The following is a 15,928-nucleotide window of genomic DNA, read 5'->3' on the forward strand; positions in this document are numbered from 1 at the left end:
ATGACGAGCTACACATCTGAGCAAAATAGAGAAGCCTTACAAGCCCATGCAGCGCCCTTTGGGAATACACTGCTCATTGGTGCTGGGCCTGCAGCGATCCACACGGCCGTCCAACTATCTCGTGGATGGTCCAGTAAGCTTGGTTTATTGAATCGAGAAGGGCCGCATGCAGCTCAGCTATTACAAGAATTAGAACAAGCCCAACAATGTGTTACATCGCGTATGTATGGGGAGCAGCATCAACATTTAGAGGGGACTGTTCGACTCGATCATTTTTATGTAGGGTATCAGACTATTGAAGCAGAGGAAAGTTGGGAGACGATTGTCATTTGTACGCCATGTGATAGCTACCGGGATGTCATCCGTCAGCTTCAACTAGAGCGTTTGCCATTTGTACACACAATTATATTGCTGTCTCCGAGCTTCGGTTCGAATTTGTTGGTCAAGAGCGAACTTCCTATCCATAGAAGCATTGATATTATTAGTTTGTCTACTTATTTTGCCGCGACCAAGTTCGATGCAGCTTGTATAACAACAGCATACACGAAAGCAATGAAGAAAAAAGTCTACGCAGCTTCTAATCAATCTAATAGTTGGTCTATCCAGCCGTTTCAACTTTTTATAACAAGCTTGGGCATTCAATGCGATATAGTAACTCATCCGCTTGAAGCCGAGAGCAGGAGCATCACGATGTATGTTCATCCTCCCTTGTTTATCAATGACTTCTCGCTGGATCAGATTCTACGGATAGAGCCTTCGAATAAGAGTATGTATAAACTTTATCCAGAGGGCCCGATTACTTCTCAAGTCATTCATGCTATGGCAGAACTATGGCGAGAAATATCAAGGTTCCTAATTAGCTGTGGCTGCGAGCCCATTAATTTGCTGCAATTTATGAATGATGATAATTATCCCGTTCGGCAAGAAAGTTTATCACGCTATGAAATTGAACATTTTGTAGAGTTAGAGCCGATCCATCAGGAATATATGCTTTATGTTCGGTATTCCTCTCTGCTAATTGATCCATTTTCGTCTAGCGATGAACAAGGGAAATACTTTGATTTCTCCGCTGTACCGTATAAACAAATATACCAAGATGCGTGTGGACGCTGGATGATTCCGCGAATTCCGCTTGAAGATTATAAACGGTTGAAGGCTCTATATGGTATGGCTGAGTTCATGAAGGTGCAAATGCCACAAACCTTGCAGCTTATTCAGCTGTTTGAGCAGCGATTGCAGCAGTTTATTGCTGAAAAGGGTGCATCCGCCATCCATCCTGAAATGCTAATTGATTCGACGATAGAAGATGTAAATGCGATCTTTAGCGTGTGGGAGTGTGCAACATGAAAAATGGCATCTATTTAGCTGTTTTGGCATCACTCGTGTTCAGTATTATGAATGCGCTGGTAAAGGCGGTCAGCTTTACGATTCCTTCAACGGAAGTGGCTTTTTTTCGCAGTTTGATTGGAACGATCCTTATTTTTGCACTCATGAGAAAAAGCAAGGTTACCTTCTCTACAACGGGTATTCCGATGTTAATAACGCGGGGTGTACTAGGGGCACTTTACTTAATTACTTACTTTTATGCGATTTCGAAAATATCGTTAACCGATGCTACAATACTGGCGCATATGTCTCCTATTTTCGTATTTATTCTTGCTTTCTTTTTCCTTAAGGAGAAGCTGTCGCGACAAATGATAGTTATTATGCCTATTGCGTTCGTTGGAGCGTTACTGCTAGTAAAGCCATTCCAATTCTCATCTTACTCGATGTATGCACTCGTAGGGCTATTAAGTGCCGTTCTTGGCGCAGGTGCTGCGACTTCTATTCGCTACTTGAGTCAACGTCATCACGCTTATGAAATTGTATTTTATTTCTTAGCTACAGCTACGGTTGTCTCTATCCCACTGATGTGGAACAGCTTTGTCATGCCAAATACAACAGAATGGATCTACCTTATCGCGATTGGGGTTGTATCTTTAATAGGTCAAGTGTTTTTGACGAAGGCATTTACACATGAAAATGCGATTGTAGTGGAGGTCACTCGTTACATTGGCATCGTGTTTAATGTGTTATGGGGCTTCTTGTTCTGGTTCGAAATCCCAGACATCTATACGACTGTAGGGGGATGTCTTATTGTAGCTACTTGCATTATGATGTCTCGAAGTAAACAAAAATGGAAGGATCAACAATTGATCGCTGAACGTACACAAAGCCCAGTTGCTAGTCGAAAGTAAACGAGGTGATGAGCAACACTACAGACTAATATCCTGTTTTTAGGAGTGTTATCCATATATCCCAAACATCGATAATCTCCGCTGAATATACTGCTGAGAAAGAGTGGTTAGTAGAGTGATGATTATTCCTAATTCAGTGAAGGAGCGATATTTAGATGGGGAAGTCTCGTGTTGGGCGCAAAGAAAATCAAGTGTATTCTAGTCGGGTAGTTCGTTCAGAGTTTGATAGCAATTGGAAGACTATTGTGCTGAGAAGCGGATATGTCAAATATATTGCATTGGCAAAGCGCTCGGAAGTCATAGTGCTGCTGTCAAATGGTTCAAGCAAGCGGCTCCTTTTTAATAAAGGTGGTTATGTATTAGTAGGAGGCGGTGGAACGAGTCATTATAGCAAGCCTCATGTGGCGATTGATATATAAGCGAAGTTAGGATTGTAATGGAGATGAAAGACCCTTTGAATAGGGTCTTTTTCTGTTTGTATAGCTATTAGTAATTGCAGTTAACGTTTGTATTTTTTATTTATTGTTTATCAATAATATAGTGTTGTTTAATAATAAAAAATATCTGTTTTTTAATTAATTTTTATTGACAAGTAAAAAATGATCGGATATTGTTAATGGCGTACCACAAATCATGAAAGTTGAGGAATATCATCATGAAGAACAATACAATTGCGAAAGTTTTACATCTAGTCGTTGTGTTAGGCATTGCGTTGACTCTGTTAGCACTAGCAGCGACACCTTTGGTCATGACAGCTTATTTTAAGAGTGGGCTTGGAATTACGCGAACTAATTTGGATACCATTATTTCAGCAGCTATCTATATTTGCGCAATTCCCTACGTGTTAGCGTTATTTGAATTAAAGAAAGTGTGTAAGTTAATTGCGTCTAGCAGTGCTTTTTCTAGAAATATACCAATGAGCTTGAAGCGCATCTCTATTTATGCAGCAAGTGAAGTTGTACTTTTCAATATGGCTACACTTATTCTTTGCTACACCTACGATATGTATTTATATGCACTAACTGTTTTACCGCTTATTATCATTTCAATGGTGGGGGCAAGTATTGCTTTGCTAAGCTTTGTTTTCTCCAGCTTGTACGAGCAGGTTATTGAAATGAAAGAAGATCATGATCAAACCATATAGGCGGTGAAACAGATGTCCATTGTTGTTAACTTGGATTTGGTTATGGTGAAGAAGAAGATGAGTTCAACAGAGCTTGCGAATCGATTAGGAATAACGATGTCTAATTTATCGATTTTGAAAAATAACAAGGCCAAGGCAATCCGATTTTCTACGTTAAATGAAATTTGCAAAGCATTGGATTGTCAGCCGGGAGATATTTTGGAATATGTCGAAGAGGAAGAAGATCCGAGAGATTAAGCGGAGTAAGCAGAGGGACGAGTGTAGAAATAGCTCAAGTGATCGGCAAGTGCTGATATAGAAGAATATAAGGTGTAATTGATAGAGAAAGAGCATGGAAGGATGTTGGTGTCCGTTGCATGCTCTTTTTTTGTGTACATACACATATAACGGTCTCTATTTAGATTCCTTGTACGATAACATCGGCTCGCATTTCTGGTTGATGTTCTCGCACATATTTATCTTCTGCAATCATAGTGGGATCGTTAATATGAAAAAGAGTGGGAACGATTCACGTTCACACTCTTTATAGGTGTATGTTCTGAAGTTGCAGGAGAACTAAGGCTGCTCTGTCATCGCATACATGTATATTTTCCAGCTGTTATCTGGCATTTTTTTAAGCATATAATGTCCGTCCATGGATTGTTTCGCGTCAACCTCTGCTCCATGCAGCTTTGTTGTGATTTGCATAATTCCACCTGTCGACTCGATAACAGCAAAGCGATCTGTTTTGTGCTGAACCGTAAGCTTCTGCTCACTCAAGATCTTGGCAGTGAATGCAGCTCCTTCATTTACAATGTCCATAAGCTCAGCATTTGCACTTGCGCTATATGCCAAATGATAGCCTGTTGCATATTGTTTATCGATACTCGCTAGGTGATCAAAAGTGTTGTCATTCATAGCTTTCGTATTGTTAGCTGTCCAATCGGTTATAACTTTCGTAAGGGTACTGTCTTCTGGAAGCTCACTTCTTTGCAAGTCGAGTGCACGCTGCAGCATAACAACTGCTTCCGCACGAGTTGCATTGGCAAAAGGCTTGAACGTTGTTGCAGTCGCACCGTGCACGATGCCAACTTGACTTGCTTTCATAATCGATGGCGTTGCGTAGTAATCAGGAACATCGGTGAACGATTTTATTTCACCTGTAAATGGAATCGAAGAAGTGAATGCTCTGACAATAATGCTAGCAATTTCACCACGTTTCACAGGTTGATCAGGCCCAAATGTAGTTTCGCTTGTACCACTCACGATACCAAGTGAACTAGCAATACGAATCGGTTCATAATGCCATTTTCCTTTTGGAACATCGGTAAAGGATGTACCGTCTTGATTACTAGTCAATCCTAATGCACGAACTAAAATAGAGACAAATTCCGCACGGCTAATGGATTGATTCGGTTTAGCATTTACATCCCCGTATTCGTCAACATAGCCACGGAGTAAATCTGCGTTAACAAAGTTGTCCAACTCATCGTACGCCCAGTGATTCATAATATCGAAGGGAAAATACATGTACTCAGGGATAGGGTCGGCTGCATGTGCTTGACTGGTATGGAGTGGGAATGCCAGCAGCATGGTAAACAGAATGATGATTGAGTTGCGGAACAAAGATTTTTTCATATGTATTCCTTTCTAAATGGCAAATTTCTATATGAGAATATCAGAGTATATTTACATGATCTAGTGGTAATTATATGATCACTTTCCTTTATAAATTAGGTGATGAGTGTGTATGAAGAGATTTTTTCGGTGCGAAATGAAGCAGTTACACCTTGACACCTAATATGTCCGTATGTATAATCATTCATAATTTAATAGTTGGCTATAATCAAAGACATGATTTCCTTCTTTTACTGTCCAGAGAGAGAAGTGTATGCTGAGAGCTTCTTCAGATAACAGATGTGAAATTACCCCTTTGTAGCCGCAAGGTTGAACCCGTTGACTCATTTCTTTATGGAATGGAGAACGGAAGTATTCGTTGCCGTCTTATCCACGATACTGGATAACTAACGAGGATATTGCATCTGCATACATGGCTTATATCAAGCATGTTTAAGATGCTTATTGAATTAGGGTGGAACCACGAGCTGAACGCACTCGTCCCTTCTGGGAGAGTGTGTTTTTTTGCGTTCAACGATTATGAACAATGGAGAAAAGGAGGCAATCATCATGGAATTGCAAATTCAAGTCACATTACCAGATGGAACAGTTAGGAGGTATGCACAAGGCACGACCTCGCTCGATGTCGCGGCATCGATTAGCTCAGGATTGAAGAAGCAAGCAGTCGCTGGTAAATGTAATGGCAAGCTCGTTGATCTCAACGAACCGCTCGATGAAGATTGTCGCCTCGAAATTGTGACGCTGGACAGCAAAGAAGGCGAGGATATCTACCGTCATAGTACAGCACATGTAATGGCTCAAGCCATGAAACGAATATTCGGCAAGCAAGCGGTGAAACTCGCCATCGGCCCTGTTATTGAAAATGGTTTCTACTACGATATTGATATTGCGCAGCCGTTGTCTGTAAATGATCTAACAGCTATCGAGGAAGAAATGCAGCGCATCATTCAAGCTAATTTACCGATTGTGCGCAAGGTCGTTAACCGTCATGAAGCGTTGCGGCTGTTTGAACAGCGGCAAGAGCCATTTAAGCTGGAGCTTATTCAAGGATTGCCAGAGGATGCAGTGCTCTCCATTTATGAGCAAGGGGAGTTTTCTGATCTATGCCGTGGCCCGCATCTTCCATCCACAGGGCGAATTAAAGCATTCAAGCTGTTGAGTGTGGCAGGGGCATACTGGCGTGGAGATGCGAACAACAAAATGCTGCAGCGGGTATATGGCACTGCATTTCCGAAGAAGGCACAGCTGGAAGAACATTTATATCGGCTGGAGGAAGCGAAGAAACGCGATCATCGCAAATTAGGCAAGCAGTTGGAGTTATTTATGTTTTCAGAAGAGGCTCCTGGTATGCCTTTTTATTTACCTAAAGGAATGACTATCCGCACGGAACTGGAGAACTTTGCGCGCGATGTTCAGAACAAGCTGGGATATGATGAAGTGCGTACTCCGCTTATGATGAATAACCGAATTTGGGAACAATCGGGGCACTGGGATCATTACCAAGACAATATGTATTTTACACAGGTTGATGAAACAAAGTTTGCTCTCAAACCGATGAATTGTCCCGGCCATATGCTGATTTATAAGAATAGACAGCATTCTTATCGAGAGCTACCTATTCGTCTATCTGAATTTGGTCAAGTGCACCGGCATGAATTTTCAGGGGCATTGAACGGGATGATGCGTGTTCGCACGTTTTGTCAGGACGACGCTCATTTATTCGTACTGCCTGAGCAGATTGAAGATGAAATTAACCGCGTCATTGAGCTTATCGACTATATTTATCAAGTATTCGGTTTCGAATATAAGATTGAATTGTCGACAAGACCTGAAGACTCAATGGGGTCAGAAGAGTTGTGGCATCAGGCAGAACAAGCACTGAAAAATGTGTTGGATCGTCGAGGCGTTGCTTATCGAGTCAATGAAGGTGATGGTGCCTTCTACGGACCGAAAATTGATTTTCATATTTTAGATGCGCTGGGCCGGAGTTGGCAGTGCGGTACGATTCAGCTTGATTTCCAAATGCCCGAGAAATTCGATCTAACTTATGTTGCTGAAGACAGTCAAAAGTATCGTCCAGTCGTCATCCATCGTGCCGTTTATGGATCAATCGATCGCTTTATTGGCATTATTACTGAACACTATTCAGGGGCATTTCCACTATGGCTTGCGCCCGTTCAAGTGAAGCTGCTTCCTGTTGCGGCGCGGTATACAGACTATGCGTTTCAAGTGAAACAAGCGTTGGTCAAGGCTGGTGTAAGAGTAGATATTGATACGCGTAATGAACGTCTTGGTTATCGTATTCGCGAGGCGCAGCTTGAAAAAATTCCATATGTACTCGTGCTTGGAGAGCAAGAGCAGCAATTGAACAACGTTACAATCCGTGGGCGGGGAAAGGGAGACATTGGTGGCATGGGTATTCAAGAGTTCGTAGAACACTTATGTGAAGAGGTACAAACGAAACGATAAATATATGTAAAAAAATGTACATTGACTTCGCGATCACATCATGTAAAATAAGTACAAACTTCTTAGTGCAAACTTCATTGACGAGAACAAGTAGGTTATGTGATCCGATCTTCAGAGAGTTGGTGCAATTGCTGTAAGCCAACGTTCGGTACATGAACGAAGTCATCTTTGAGAAGCATAGGCTGAACAAGAAACTCTGTAAGCTATGCCGGCTATCCACCGTTATCAGGAGCACGTGGCAAATACGTGGCAAAGTGCATTTGGTACCAATGAGATTCATTGTTGTAGCAGATGAAAATGGGTGGTAACGCGGAATTCAATCCGTCCCTTTCGTGGGGCGGATTTTTTGTTATTCATTAAGTTGGCAATGAATGGATAATATAGAAAGAGACAACTAGGGGGTACTATGATGAAATCATTATCCAAATCACACACGTTCTTTATCGGCCTAATGTTATTCTCTTTATTTTTCGGAGCTGGGAATTTAATCTTTCCTCCGGTATTAGGCCAACAAGCTGGTGATCAATTCGCCTTGGCCATGTTTGGCTTCATTTTGACGGGGGTTGGTCTGCCGTTACTTACAATCATTACGATCGGAATTACAGGCAAGGACATGCAGCAGTTAGCACAGCAAGTTCATCCCAAGTTTGGTGTCATTTTTGCGGTTGCTGTCTATGTTATGCTAGGGCCATTGATGGCCATTCCACGTGTAACGAACGTGGCATTTGAAATGGGGGCACAGCCTTTTGTTTCGGAATCGTTCAATTCGAACGGTTGGATCCTGTTCTTGTATTCACTCATCTTCTTTGCTGTCGTATATGTATTAAGCTTGAATCCATCTAAGCTAGTAGTGTGGGTCGGCAACATTTTGACTCCGCTGCTTCTGTTGTCTATCGCTGCTTTGTTCATAGCAGCAGTGGTGAATCCACTAGGCGATGTACAACCTGCGGTAGGAGATTACGTTACATCTCCTGGGTTTAAAGGGTTTATGGAAGGCTACTTGACGTTGGATACGATTGCAGCACTTGCTTTTGGATTAATCGTTATTAATGCTATTCGAGACAAGGGTGTGCAAGAAAAACGTGCGATTGCCAAGTCAGCGATTTACGCCGCATTAATAGCAGGTGTCGGCTTGACGTTAGTGTATGTAGCACTCGGTTACATCGGTAATACAAGCGTTGAAACGTTTGGACAACTTGCGAATGGCGGACAAATCCTTACCCTTGCGGTACAAGAGTTATTCGGTCCATTTGGGTTAGTTTTACTAGCTGTCATTGTTACACTTGCTTGTCTAACAACTTGTATTGGTCTCGTTTCTGCATGTAGTCAATACTTTTCATCATTGACACATCGAATCAGCTTCAAGGGAATTACGTTCCTCATTTGTCTAATTGGTTTGCTTGTTGCAAACTTGGGCTTGAACCGAATTATTTCCATCTCAATTCCGGTATTGCTCGTTATGTACCCAATTGCAATCGTGTTAATTTTGTTGTCTTTGTTCAACAAGCTATTCGGTGGACGGTCCTCCGTATACGTTGGAGCACTAATAGGGACAGTAGCCATTAGCCTGTTCGATGGTTTGAAAGCTGCAAAGATTCCTGTAGGTGCAGTGACAGATATGTTAAGCTATCTTCCGTTGTATAAAGAGGGGATTGGCTGGGTTGTACCAGCGCTCATCGGTGGATTAATAGGTTGGATAATCGGTAAATCGAAGCAAAATTAGAGTATGAATTAAAATGTAACAAGTAACGCCAATCCGTTAAGGGTTGGCGTTTTTCTGTTTCTATCTGACGCGCTTTAATAAGGGCGGTTACATCCCATGCAACTTTTAAACCGTGGTTTACGTTTAATAAAGAACATCTTTAATTGTACACGGACCTTGTTACTGGCACTTCGACTACGAGTTATCTAATTGTATAATTAGGAGAGATTTGAATGAGAAAATTAATGTGTCTATCCCTTATCATGATTATATTCGTTTAAGAAGGTGCTACTTTACGTGGCTTTCACTTTGTAGGAGAGTGGGGCAAACGAAAAGAAGAGTTTGTCTTTGTAGTAAAGACAGATGCAACAAAAAAGTCTTCCTAATCGTTTGAGCCACATAACTCGTGGTGACAAAGAATAATGATGAAAAATGTAATAAAATCAGGAGATTGGTCGATTTAAGTCGATTAATCTTTTTTGGTGTAAGATTTATTACGAAATCGAGCTGTTTTTATTTGACACTTGGTAAAATCAAGCTATAATCTAATATATGTAAATAATTCCCCCGCGCACGGACACACTTCATGTTCCCCGAATCGTCTATGAAAAGTCAACGTGCATCTTTAAAGTCATATTTCTAGTCATTATTGAAGTTGTAGGTGAGCAGCTCATATAATAGTAGAGGATGTGAGTGAAAGATGAATGGTTGTATCACCCTACTAACGTTTGGAGATTTGATTCAACAGTACCGGCTTATAGCGAGACTAACGTTGACCCAATTATCAAATCTCTCAGGTGTAAGTAAAGGGACCATCTCCAAGATTGAGAACGGAGAGGTAAAGAAGCCAGAATTTCAGACGATAAAAATGCTTGCATCAGCACTTGGTATTCCATACAATGAATACATTGGACTATACATTGAGGTCGAACGTAGACCTGACACTCTATTAATGATGTTAGAAGAGGCTATTTCTCGCTTCAGTCCAATATCCCTCGTCATTGATATTGCTAGCAAGTTTCTAGAGTCTGATCGTGAAGACAGCTATGATGTTGTTGAAAGACTTTATCACGCTACAGCTTCAATGCAAGACACTTCCATTAAACTTACGCTATATCAGCTTATCATCGATTACTGCCGTGAGCACGGAATTATGCCTTTCATTGCTAAAGGTTTATACCAGAAATACTGCATCGAGCGGAATGATTTTAGTAAGCTAAATGCAACATTTCAATCAGGGACATACATACTGAATTATATCAACTTACTGTCATTGGAAGAGCGCCTTGACACTTATTATAAGCTCGGTGTACATGCCTATAGCTTATGTATGTTTCAAGAAAGCATTAAGCTATGCAGTATGGTGGTCAATCATGATCACACTGACAGTAAACTTAAGATTAAAGCTATTGGGATCCTGCAAGATGCTCATTATTATATAGGTGATTATGATACCTCTCAGAAGTATTTATCCCAATATAAAAAATACCCTCAGTCCATTGTGCCTGATAATGTTAGATTATTAACAGCGATGTTAAATGTGAAAAAGGGAAATCAAGAACTTGCAGCTGCTCAGTTTCAAGAGTGTCTTGATAAGTGTAACGACGATTTTGTCATTCATGTTATCAATGAGTTCATCTCGTTTTATTTAGAAACAGAAAATGTTCTTGGGGTTAAACAATTATTGATTTATGAAGATAGAATTAATGCTGTTACCTATCATACTCCCTTGGAATCTGCAGAATTAGCTAGGTTGTACAAGCTCAAAGGCAGTTATTACTCGGAAGTTAATGAGTTTAATCTAGCTGCGAATAATTACATGGAAAGCGCTTACAGATATGCGCAAATAGACGACATGAAGAACGAGCGTAATTGCATGAGATTACTGTTTAAATTGTACCGAGAGAATAAACAAATGATGAATTCATCTACTATAGAGAAGATAGAGAATTTTTATGCGTTGTGTAATGAAAATAAATAGATAATTAAGGCCTAACTAAAGGCATTAATTTATAGGGAATTGAAAGTAAGAGCAAATGCTGTAATTAACTTTATCAGTTGGAGGAGATCTTAAATGAAAAAACGGTACTTTAAACTGATTTTTGCAGCTTTTTTAGTCCTCTCAATAACTTCCGGTTCCGGTATAGGTAGTGAGATTACAACTTTTGGTGGAAAACATGATTGGGATACACGATAACGTTCATATATTTCATGTAGTTTATTTTAAAATTCATGTTTCAATAGGGGTGACACTCCTTCCTTACAACTAGGAAGGAGTATTTTTTTATTGTATGAATCTTTGAACTCTTTCAACTCTCATATAACACCTGACCGGTAAGTGATAAGTCATATCCGCCGATCGCACGGAGTTCATTTTGGAATGCCTCTGATTGCAATATTGCAATCACTGATTCAATCCAATGCAGATTCTCTGCCTTTTTCATGAGGACAAGATCGTATCGTTCTTGAATTAAAGGAATAAAATCAACGTGACTTACGATGGAAGCTGCTTTCTCAATGCCAATGCCAACATTTGCTTCTCCTGATGCAACTTTACTCGCAACGCCAATGTGATTGGTCGCTTCCGTGTTATATCCTTCTAGCTGGCTAGCTTGTATGCCATGAAGTCGCAACTGCACATCCAGCAGCACACGTGCGCCAGAACCTTTCTCACGATTAACAATCCTCAATCCTGGTTGATTCAAATCCGCCCAGCTATTGAGATGAAGGGGATTTCCTGGTTGAACGAACATGCCAGCCGTCCGTGTAAGTAAGTTGACTACAACATAAGATGAACTTACAAGTACTCTGCGTATGTAGGGTAGGTTGTATTCTCCGGAGTCCCCATCTAATAAATGTGTACTGACGATATCAGATTCACCACGATACATCGCAATGAGGCTATCCATACTACCGCTGTAAGAACGAAGGGGGCGTAGGTCAGAAACGTTTTGCTCTATATGCCTTGCAAGTATATCAAGGCTGATGTCCTGACCTGTAATAATGATAGGTCGAGCTCCGTGAGTAAGTACAGGTGGTGCTGAAGGCAGCGATTGCTCAGATTTGATTGTTTGAGATGCTCTAGCTATTCCTTTAGCACGCTGCTTATAGGATTCTAGATCTTCAGCATCAACGCGCATCTGCTTTCCAACTCGATAAGAGGGCAGCTCGCCTTTTTTGATCAAATCATAGACCGTGAGCTTGGAAACCTTTAAAAGAGCAGCAATCTCTTCAGTGGTATAGGAGATAGGATTAGACACGTAAATCCTCCTTGTGAAATGTAATGCCGATTCGTGAATGTAGATTTATTGTAACATAATGTGGAATAAATGTTCTGGTTGAACCTTTACATATTCATAGAATGATGTGTATATTTATATCTAATTATAACCAAATATAACTAAACATAATGTAAGGAGTGTAGAAGTGTATAGAATAATGAAATCTAGCATGGTTCTCTTACTGGTCTTGTTAAGTTTGGTATGGGTGGCAGGATGTATAGAGAAAGCAGCATCCACTACAAGCAACAACACCCAATCGCAGCTAAGTCAAGACAGCTCAAACAAGATGGAAAAAGTAGAGTTAACGATATCAGCAGCTGCAAGTTTGACCGATGCACTAACCGAAATACAAAAATCCTATGAAGCAGCGAATACAAACATGAAGTTGAACTTTAACTTCGGAGGTTCGGGAGCGCTGCAGCAGCAGATTGAGCAGGGGGCACCTGTTGATTTATTCCTATCGGCGGCACCTAAAAATATGAACGCACTCGTTGACAAAGAGCTTATTGATAGAAATCAACAGCGGACTTTGTTAAGTAATGAATTGGTCGTCGTTGTTCCCAGCAGCGCGAGTACAACACTTGAAAGTCTAGAAGACCTTACGAAAGAAAATATTAAAACATTGGCGATCGGTATTCCCGAAAGTGTACCCGCTGGCAATTATGCTAAAGAAGCACTAACACATGCACAACTATGGGAGTCACTACAAGCTAAAACCGTTCAAGCAAAAGATGTAAGACAAGTGCTTCAATATGTAGAAACGGAAAATGTGGAGGCGGGATTTGTTTATAAAACGGATGCACTATCATCCTCCAAAGTCAAAATTGCTTTTTCAGTTGATCCTAACAGCTATACACCCGTCGAATATCCAATAGGTATCGTAAAGTCGTCTAAGCATAGCAAAGAATCTGAAGCTTTTTATACGTATTTGCAATCGAAAGAAGCACTCGATGTATTTGTAAAATACGGATTCTCGATTCCGAAATGACGCTGTCAGACATCAATTGGACTGCATTTTGGACACCCATTCAACTCTCTCTGCAAGTAGCGCTGTTATCCAGTGTTGTAGCAGTCATTTTAGGGGTGAGTGTGGCATGGTGGATGTCACGTAGAACATTTCGCGGTAAAATGCTGCTGGAAACGGTGTTTATGCTTCCACTTGTGCTTCCACCAACTGTAGTTGGGTTTCTTCTGTTAGTGGCACTCGGTCGAAAAAGTTGGTTGGGGCAATATATAGAGTCCATTTTCTCAGAACCGATTCTGTTTACATGGTGGGCAGCTGTTGTAGCGTCAATTGTGGTTGCATTTCCACTTGTCTACCAAACGATGAAAGTAGCCTTCTCTTCCATTGATAGAGATTTAGAGGATGCTGGACGATCTATTGGGGCGAACGAGTGGCAAGTTTTTCGCTATATTAGCTTTCCGTTAACTTACTCATCCTTTTTAACTGCGTATATACTTGGCTTTGCTCGAAGTCTTGGTGAATTTGGTGCGACATTGATGATCGCTGGCAACATACCAAGCAAAACTCAAACGATACCGACTGCCATTTATGTTGCGGTAGATGCCGGCAATATGAGCATGGCGTGGGCTTGGACCTGCTCGATGGTCGTAATATCCTTTATCATGCTGTTAGTAGCTAGGCGCAAGCCGCCGCATTAACTTCATAATGTATCGTAGAACGAGCATCCCAATCCTAGATTGCGGGTGTTTTTTTCTTACATGATGTAAAAATTACAGAAACTCGGGTTTACCTATACTCATGATGAGACTATTCTTCAACGAGTTTACAGCATCCCTCCTATGTTTATCATAATCATACTCTTTAGGGGCTAGTATTTTTCTATCGGTCGGCTTCTTTGTTTTTAATGATTAATCATGTAAACTATTATCATAATGAATGGAATGAAGCTGCTTATTGTCGGACTGTGCGACGATAAAATAGAAGAAAGTCCCTTACTTTGAACTCATTGCGGATGCGAAGGGAGGGGCTTTCTGTAAATAGAGGGGAACAAAACATGCAACCGATACAACAAGAGCGAGTACAGCAACTGCTGCAAACTTTTCAGAACAAAAGGGTATATCTACACTTGGAAATGACAACAGGAGCTTATGCTTCTCATCGAGATAAGTCTAAACTGACAGCGTCAGTATTTACGAAAAATACGGGCATTCGATACTCCCATGGAACGATATCAGGCAATGGGCCGTATCGTATAGGTCTGAAGACGGAAGATGGCTGGGTATATGCAGAAGGTTTGACGCATTGGGACGAGCAGGAGGCCAATCAACTAATAATAGCAGGGCATGATCAGCAGGGGAAACTTATCGTTTGCTTAATGCTCAGTGAAACACCATTTTAAATAGATAAGACATGATGACAGAAAGAGGAGACTTCAAATGGAAAGACATCGTCATATTGTCGTCGTGCTGCCGCATCCAGATGATGAAAGCATGATTGCAGGTACGTTAGCTACGCACATTCAACAAGGGTCGCTGATGACCTATGTATGTTTAACACTAGGTGAAATGGGACGGAATATGGGGAATCCCGCATTTGCGAATCGAGTAACATTGCCTCAGATCCGTAAGCGAGAGCTCGAAGAGGCTTGTCGGCGAATTGGCATTCAAGATGTTCGAATGTGGGGCTATCATGATAAAATGGTTGAGTTTGAAGAGCAAGGAGAGCTATCAGTGAAAATTGAGCAACTGCTAACTGAATTGCAACCATCCCTTGTATACACGTTCTATCCAGGTCATGGTGTGCATCCTGATCATGATGCGACAGGCGCAGCTGTCATCGAAGCTGTGAAGCGAATGCCAAATCAGAAGCGCCCCACTGTTCACTGCATTGCCATTACTCCGAATCGGAAAAAGATACTAGGGGAACCTGAGGTTGTTAATGACATTAGTGATTATGTGGAACAAAAAATACACGCGATTCAGGCGCATCAATCGCAAGCTCAAATGCTGCTCGACAGCTTGAAGAATGAGGATGCTGCGTCACGTGGAAAGCATAGTGCGGAAATGTTTTGGATTTATCCTTTTCATTAAGCGAAACATTTGATTAATAAGGGCACCATGAAAGTCAGTTCTGACTGAACTGTAACCCGTAAGATGGACACTTTTAAAAAAAGTGCCCTCTTACGGGTTTTTATGTTTTAATCATAGTATTGAGAAGTAGATGAGGATGCGGATTATGAATAAAAGAATCAGAAAGAGCTTCACTAAACATGAGATAGAGTTATTGAGTAAAAATGCAAATGTATTACATGTGTCGGAAAAAAACATCACTTATTCACCAACGTTTAAGGTAGCTAGTATCCAAGCCTATCAACAAGGAAAAACACCTTTAGATATATTCTTAGATGCAGGATTTTCTACAGAGATCATCGGACGAAACACACCGAAGAAATGTTTGCATCGTTGGAGAACTATTTTTTCGGAGTACGGTGAAGCTGGGTTGCTTTATGAACGT

The 15,928-nt window shown here is 41.0% G+C and carries 15 protein-coding genes and 1 other annotated feature; of the genes, 13 read left to right on the forward strand and 2 right to left on the reverse strand.

Features of this window, described 5'->3' with window-relative positions; translation table 11 throughout:
* The 5 genes from H580_RS0104625 to H580_RS0104645 all read left to right on the forward strand — a co-directional run bounded on the left by H580_RS0104625 (position 1) and on the right by H580_RS0104645 (position 3,618).
* Positions 1-1,347, forward strand: coding sequence for an opine metallophore biosynthesis dehydrogenase (locus H580_RS0104625; protein ID WP_051217245.1), 1,347 nt, complete (start codon positions 1-3; stop codon positions 1,345-1,347).
* Positions 1,344-2,237 (forward strand): DMT family transporter, encoded by an 894-nt coding sequence (locus H580_RS23385; RefSeq protein WP_281167952.1) that lies wholly within the window; start codon positions 1,344-1,346, stop codon positions 2,235-2,237. Before H580_RS0104625 ends, H580_RS23385 begins: the two co-directional genes overlap by 4 nt.
* 155 nt (positions 2,238-2,392) lie before the next feature.
* Positions 2,393-2,656 carry a hypothetical protein gene (locus tag H580_RS0104635; protein WP_028593746.1) on the forward strand — a complete coding sequence of 88 codons (264 nt, stop codon included), beginning with the start codon at positions 2,393-2,395 and terminating at the stop codon, positions 2,654-2,656.
* 236 nt (positions 2,657-2,892) lie between these two features.
* The gene (locus H580_RS0104640) at positions 2,893-3,381 is read left to right on the forward strand and encodes a DUF2975 domain-containing protein (RefSeq protein WP_028593747.1); all 489 of its coding nucleotides are present in this window, start codon (positions 2,893-2,895) and stop codon (positions 3,379-3,381) included.
* A gap of 12 nt (positions 3,382-3,393) precedes the next feature.
* Complete coding sequence (locus tag H580_RS0104645) at positions 3,394-3,618, forward strand: helix-turn-helix domain-containing protein (protein WP_028593748.1); 225 nt, start codon at positions 3,394-3,396, stop codon at positions 3,616-3,618.
* Positions 3,619-3,936: 318 nt separating this feature from the next.
* Here H580_RS0104645 and H580_RS25375 read toward each other — a convergent pair whose 3' ends face one another.
* The gene (locus H580_RS25375) at positions 3,937-4,998 is read right to left on the reverse strand and encodes an S-layer homology domain-containing protein (protein ID WP_051217246.1); all 1,062 of its coding nucleotides are present in this window, start codon (positions 4,996-4,998) and stop codon (positions 3,937-3,939) included.
* A 555-nt stretch (positions 4,999-5,553) separates the two neighbouring features.
* Between H580_RS25375 and thrS the strand changes: the two genes are divergently transcribed.
* The 3 genes from thrS to H580_RS0104665 all read left to right on the forward strand — a co-directional run bounded on the left by thrS (position 5,554) and on the right by H580_RS0104665 (position 11,150).
* Positions 5,554-7,467 carry a threonine--tRNA ligase gene (gene thrS / locus H580_RS0104655; protein WP_028593749.1) on the forward strand — a complete coding sequence of 638 codons (1,914 nt, stop codon included), beginning with the start codon at positions 5,554-5,556 and terminating at the stop codon, positions 7,465-7,467.
* Between the two features lie 68 nt (positions 7,468-7,535).
* Positions 7,536-7,799, forward strand: a binding site (T-box leader).
* 77 nt (positions 7,800-7,876) lie between these two features.
* Positions 7,877-9,190 (forward strand): branched-chain amino acid transport system II carrier protein, encoded by a 1,314-nt coding sequence (gene brnQ / locus H580_RS0104660; RefSeq protein ID WP_036604547.1) that lies wholly within the window; start codon positions 7,877-7,879, stop codon positions 9,188-9,190.
* 679 nt (positions 9,191-9,869) lie between these two features.
* On the forward strand, positions 9,870-11,150 hold the full coding sequence (locus H580_RS0104665) for a helix-turn-helix domain-containing protein (RefSeq protein ID WP_028593751.1): 1,281 nt from the start codon (positions 9,870-9,872) through the stop codon (positions 11,148-11,150).
* A gap of 328 nt (positions 11,151-11,478) precedes the next feature.
* On the opposite strand, the gene H580_RS0104675 is transcribed toward H580_RS0104665, so the two are convergent.
* A complete protein-coding gene (locus tag H580_RS0104675; protein ID WP_028593752.1) occupies positions 11,479-12,429 on the reverse strand; it encodes a helix-turn-helix transcriptional regulator in 951 nt (316 codons plus the stop codon).
* 166 nt (positions 12,430-12,595) lie between these two features.
* Between H580_RS0104675 and modA the strand changes: the two genes are divergently transcribed.
* From modA to H580_RS0104700, 5 genes are all read left to right on the forward strand, one after another.
* A complete protein-coding gene (gene modA, locus H580_RS0104680; RefSeq protein ID WP_028593753.1) occupies positions 12,596-13,438 on the forward strand; it encodes a molybdate ABC transporter substrate-binding protein in 843 nt (280 codons plus the stop codon).
* Positions 13,435-14,112, forward strand: coding sequence for a molybdate ABC transporter permease subunit (modB, locus tag H580_RS0104685; protein ID WP_028593754.1), 678 nt, complete (start codon positions 13,435-13,437; stop codon positions 14,110-14,112). Before modA ends, modB begins: the two co-directional genes overlap by 4 nt.
* 356 nt (positions 14,113-14,468) lie before the next feature.
* Positions 14,469-14,813 (forward strand): YojF family protein, encoded by a 345-nt coding sequence (locus H580_RS0104690; RefSeq protein ID WP_028593755.1) that lies wholly within the window; start codon positions 14,469-14,471, stop codon positions 14,811-14,813.
* A 37-nt stretch (positions 14,814-14,850) separates the two neighbouring features.
* Complete coding sequence (gene bshB2 / locus H580_RS0104695) at positions 14,851-15,504, forward strand: bacillithiol biosynthesis deacetylase BshB2 (RefSeq protein ID WP_028593756.1); 654 nt, start codon at positions 14,851-14,853, stop codon at positions 15,502-15,504.
* 145 nt (positions 15,505-15,649) lie between these two features.
* A partial coding sequence (locus tag H580_RS0104700; protein WP_028593757.1) for an HTH domain-containing protein occupies positions 15,650-15,928 on the forward strand: 279 nt, incomplete at its 3' end.

Origin of the sequence: Paenibacillus assamensis DSM 18201 (genome assembly GCF_000422445.1) — a bacterium.
In the GTDB taxonomy this organism is placed as follows: domain Bacteria; phylum Bacillota; class Bacilli; order Paenibacillales; family Paenibacillaceae; genus Paenibacillus_B; species Paenibacillus_B assamensis.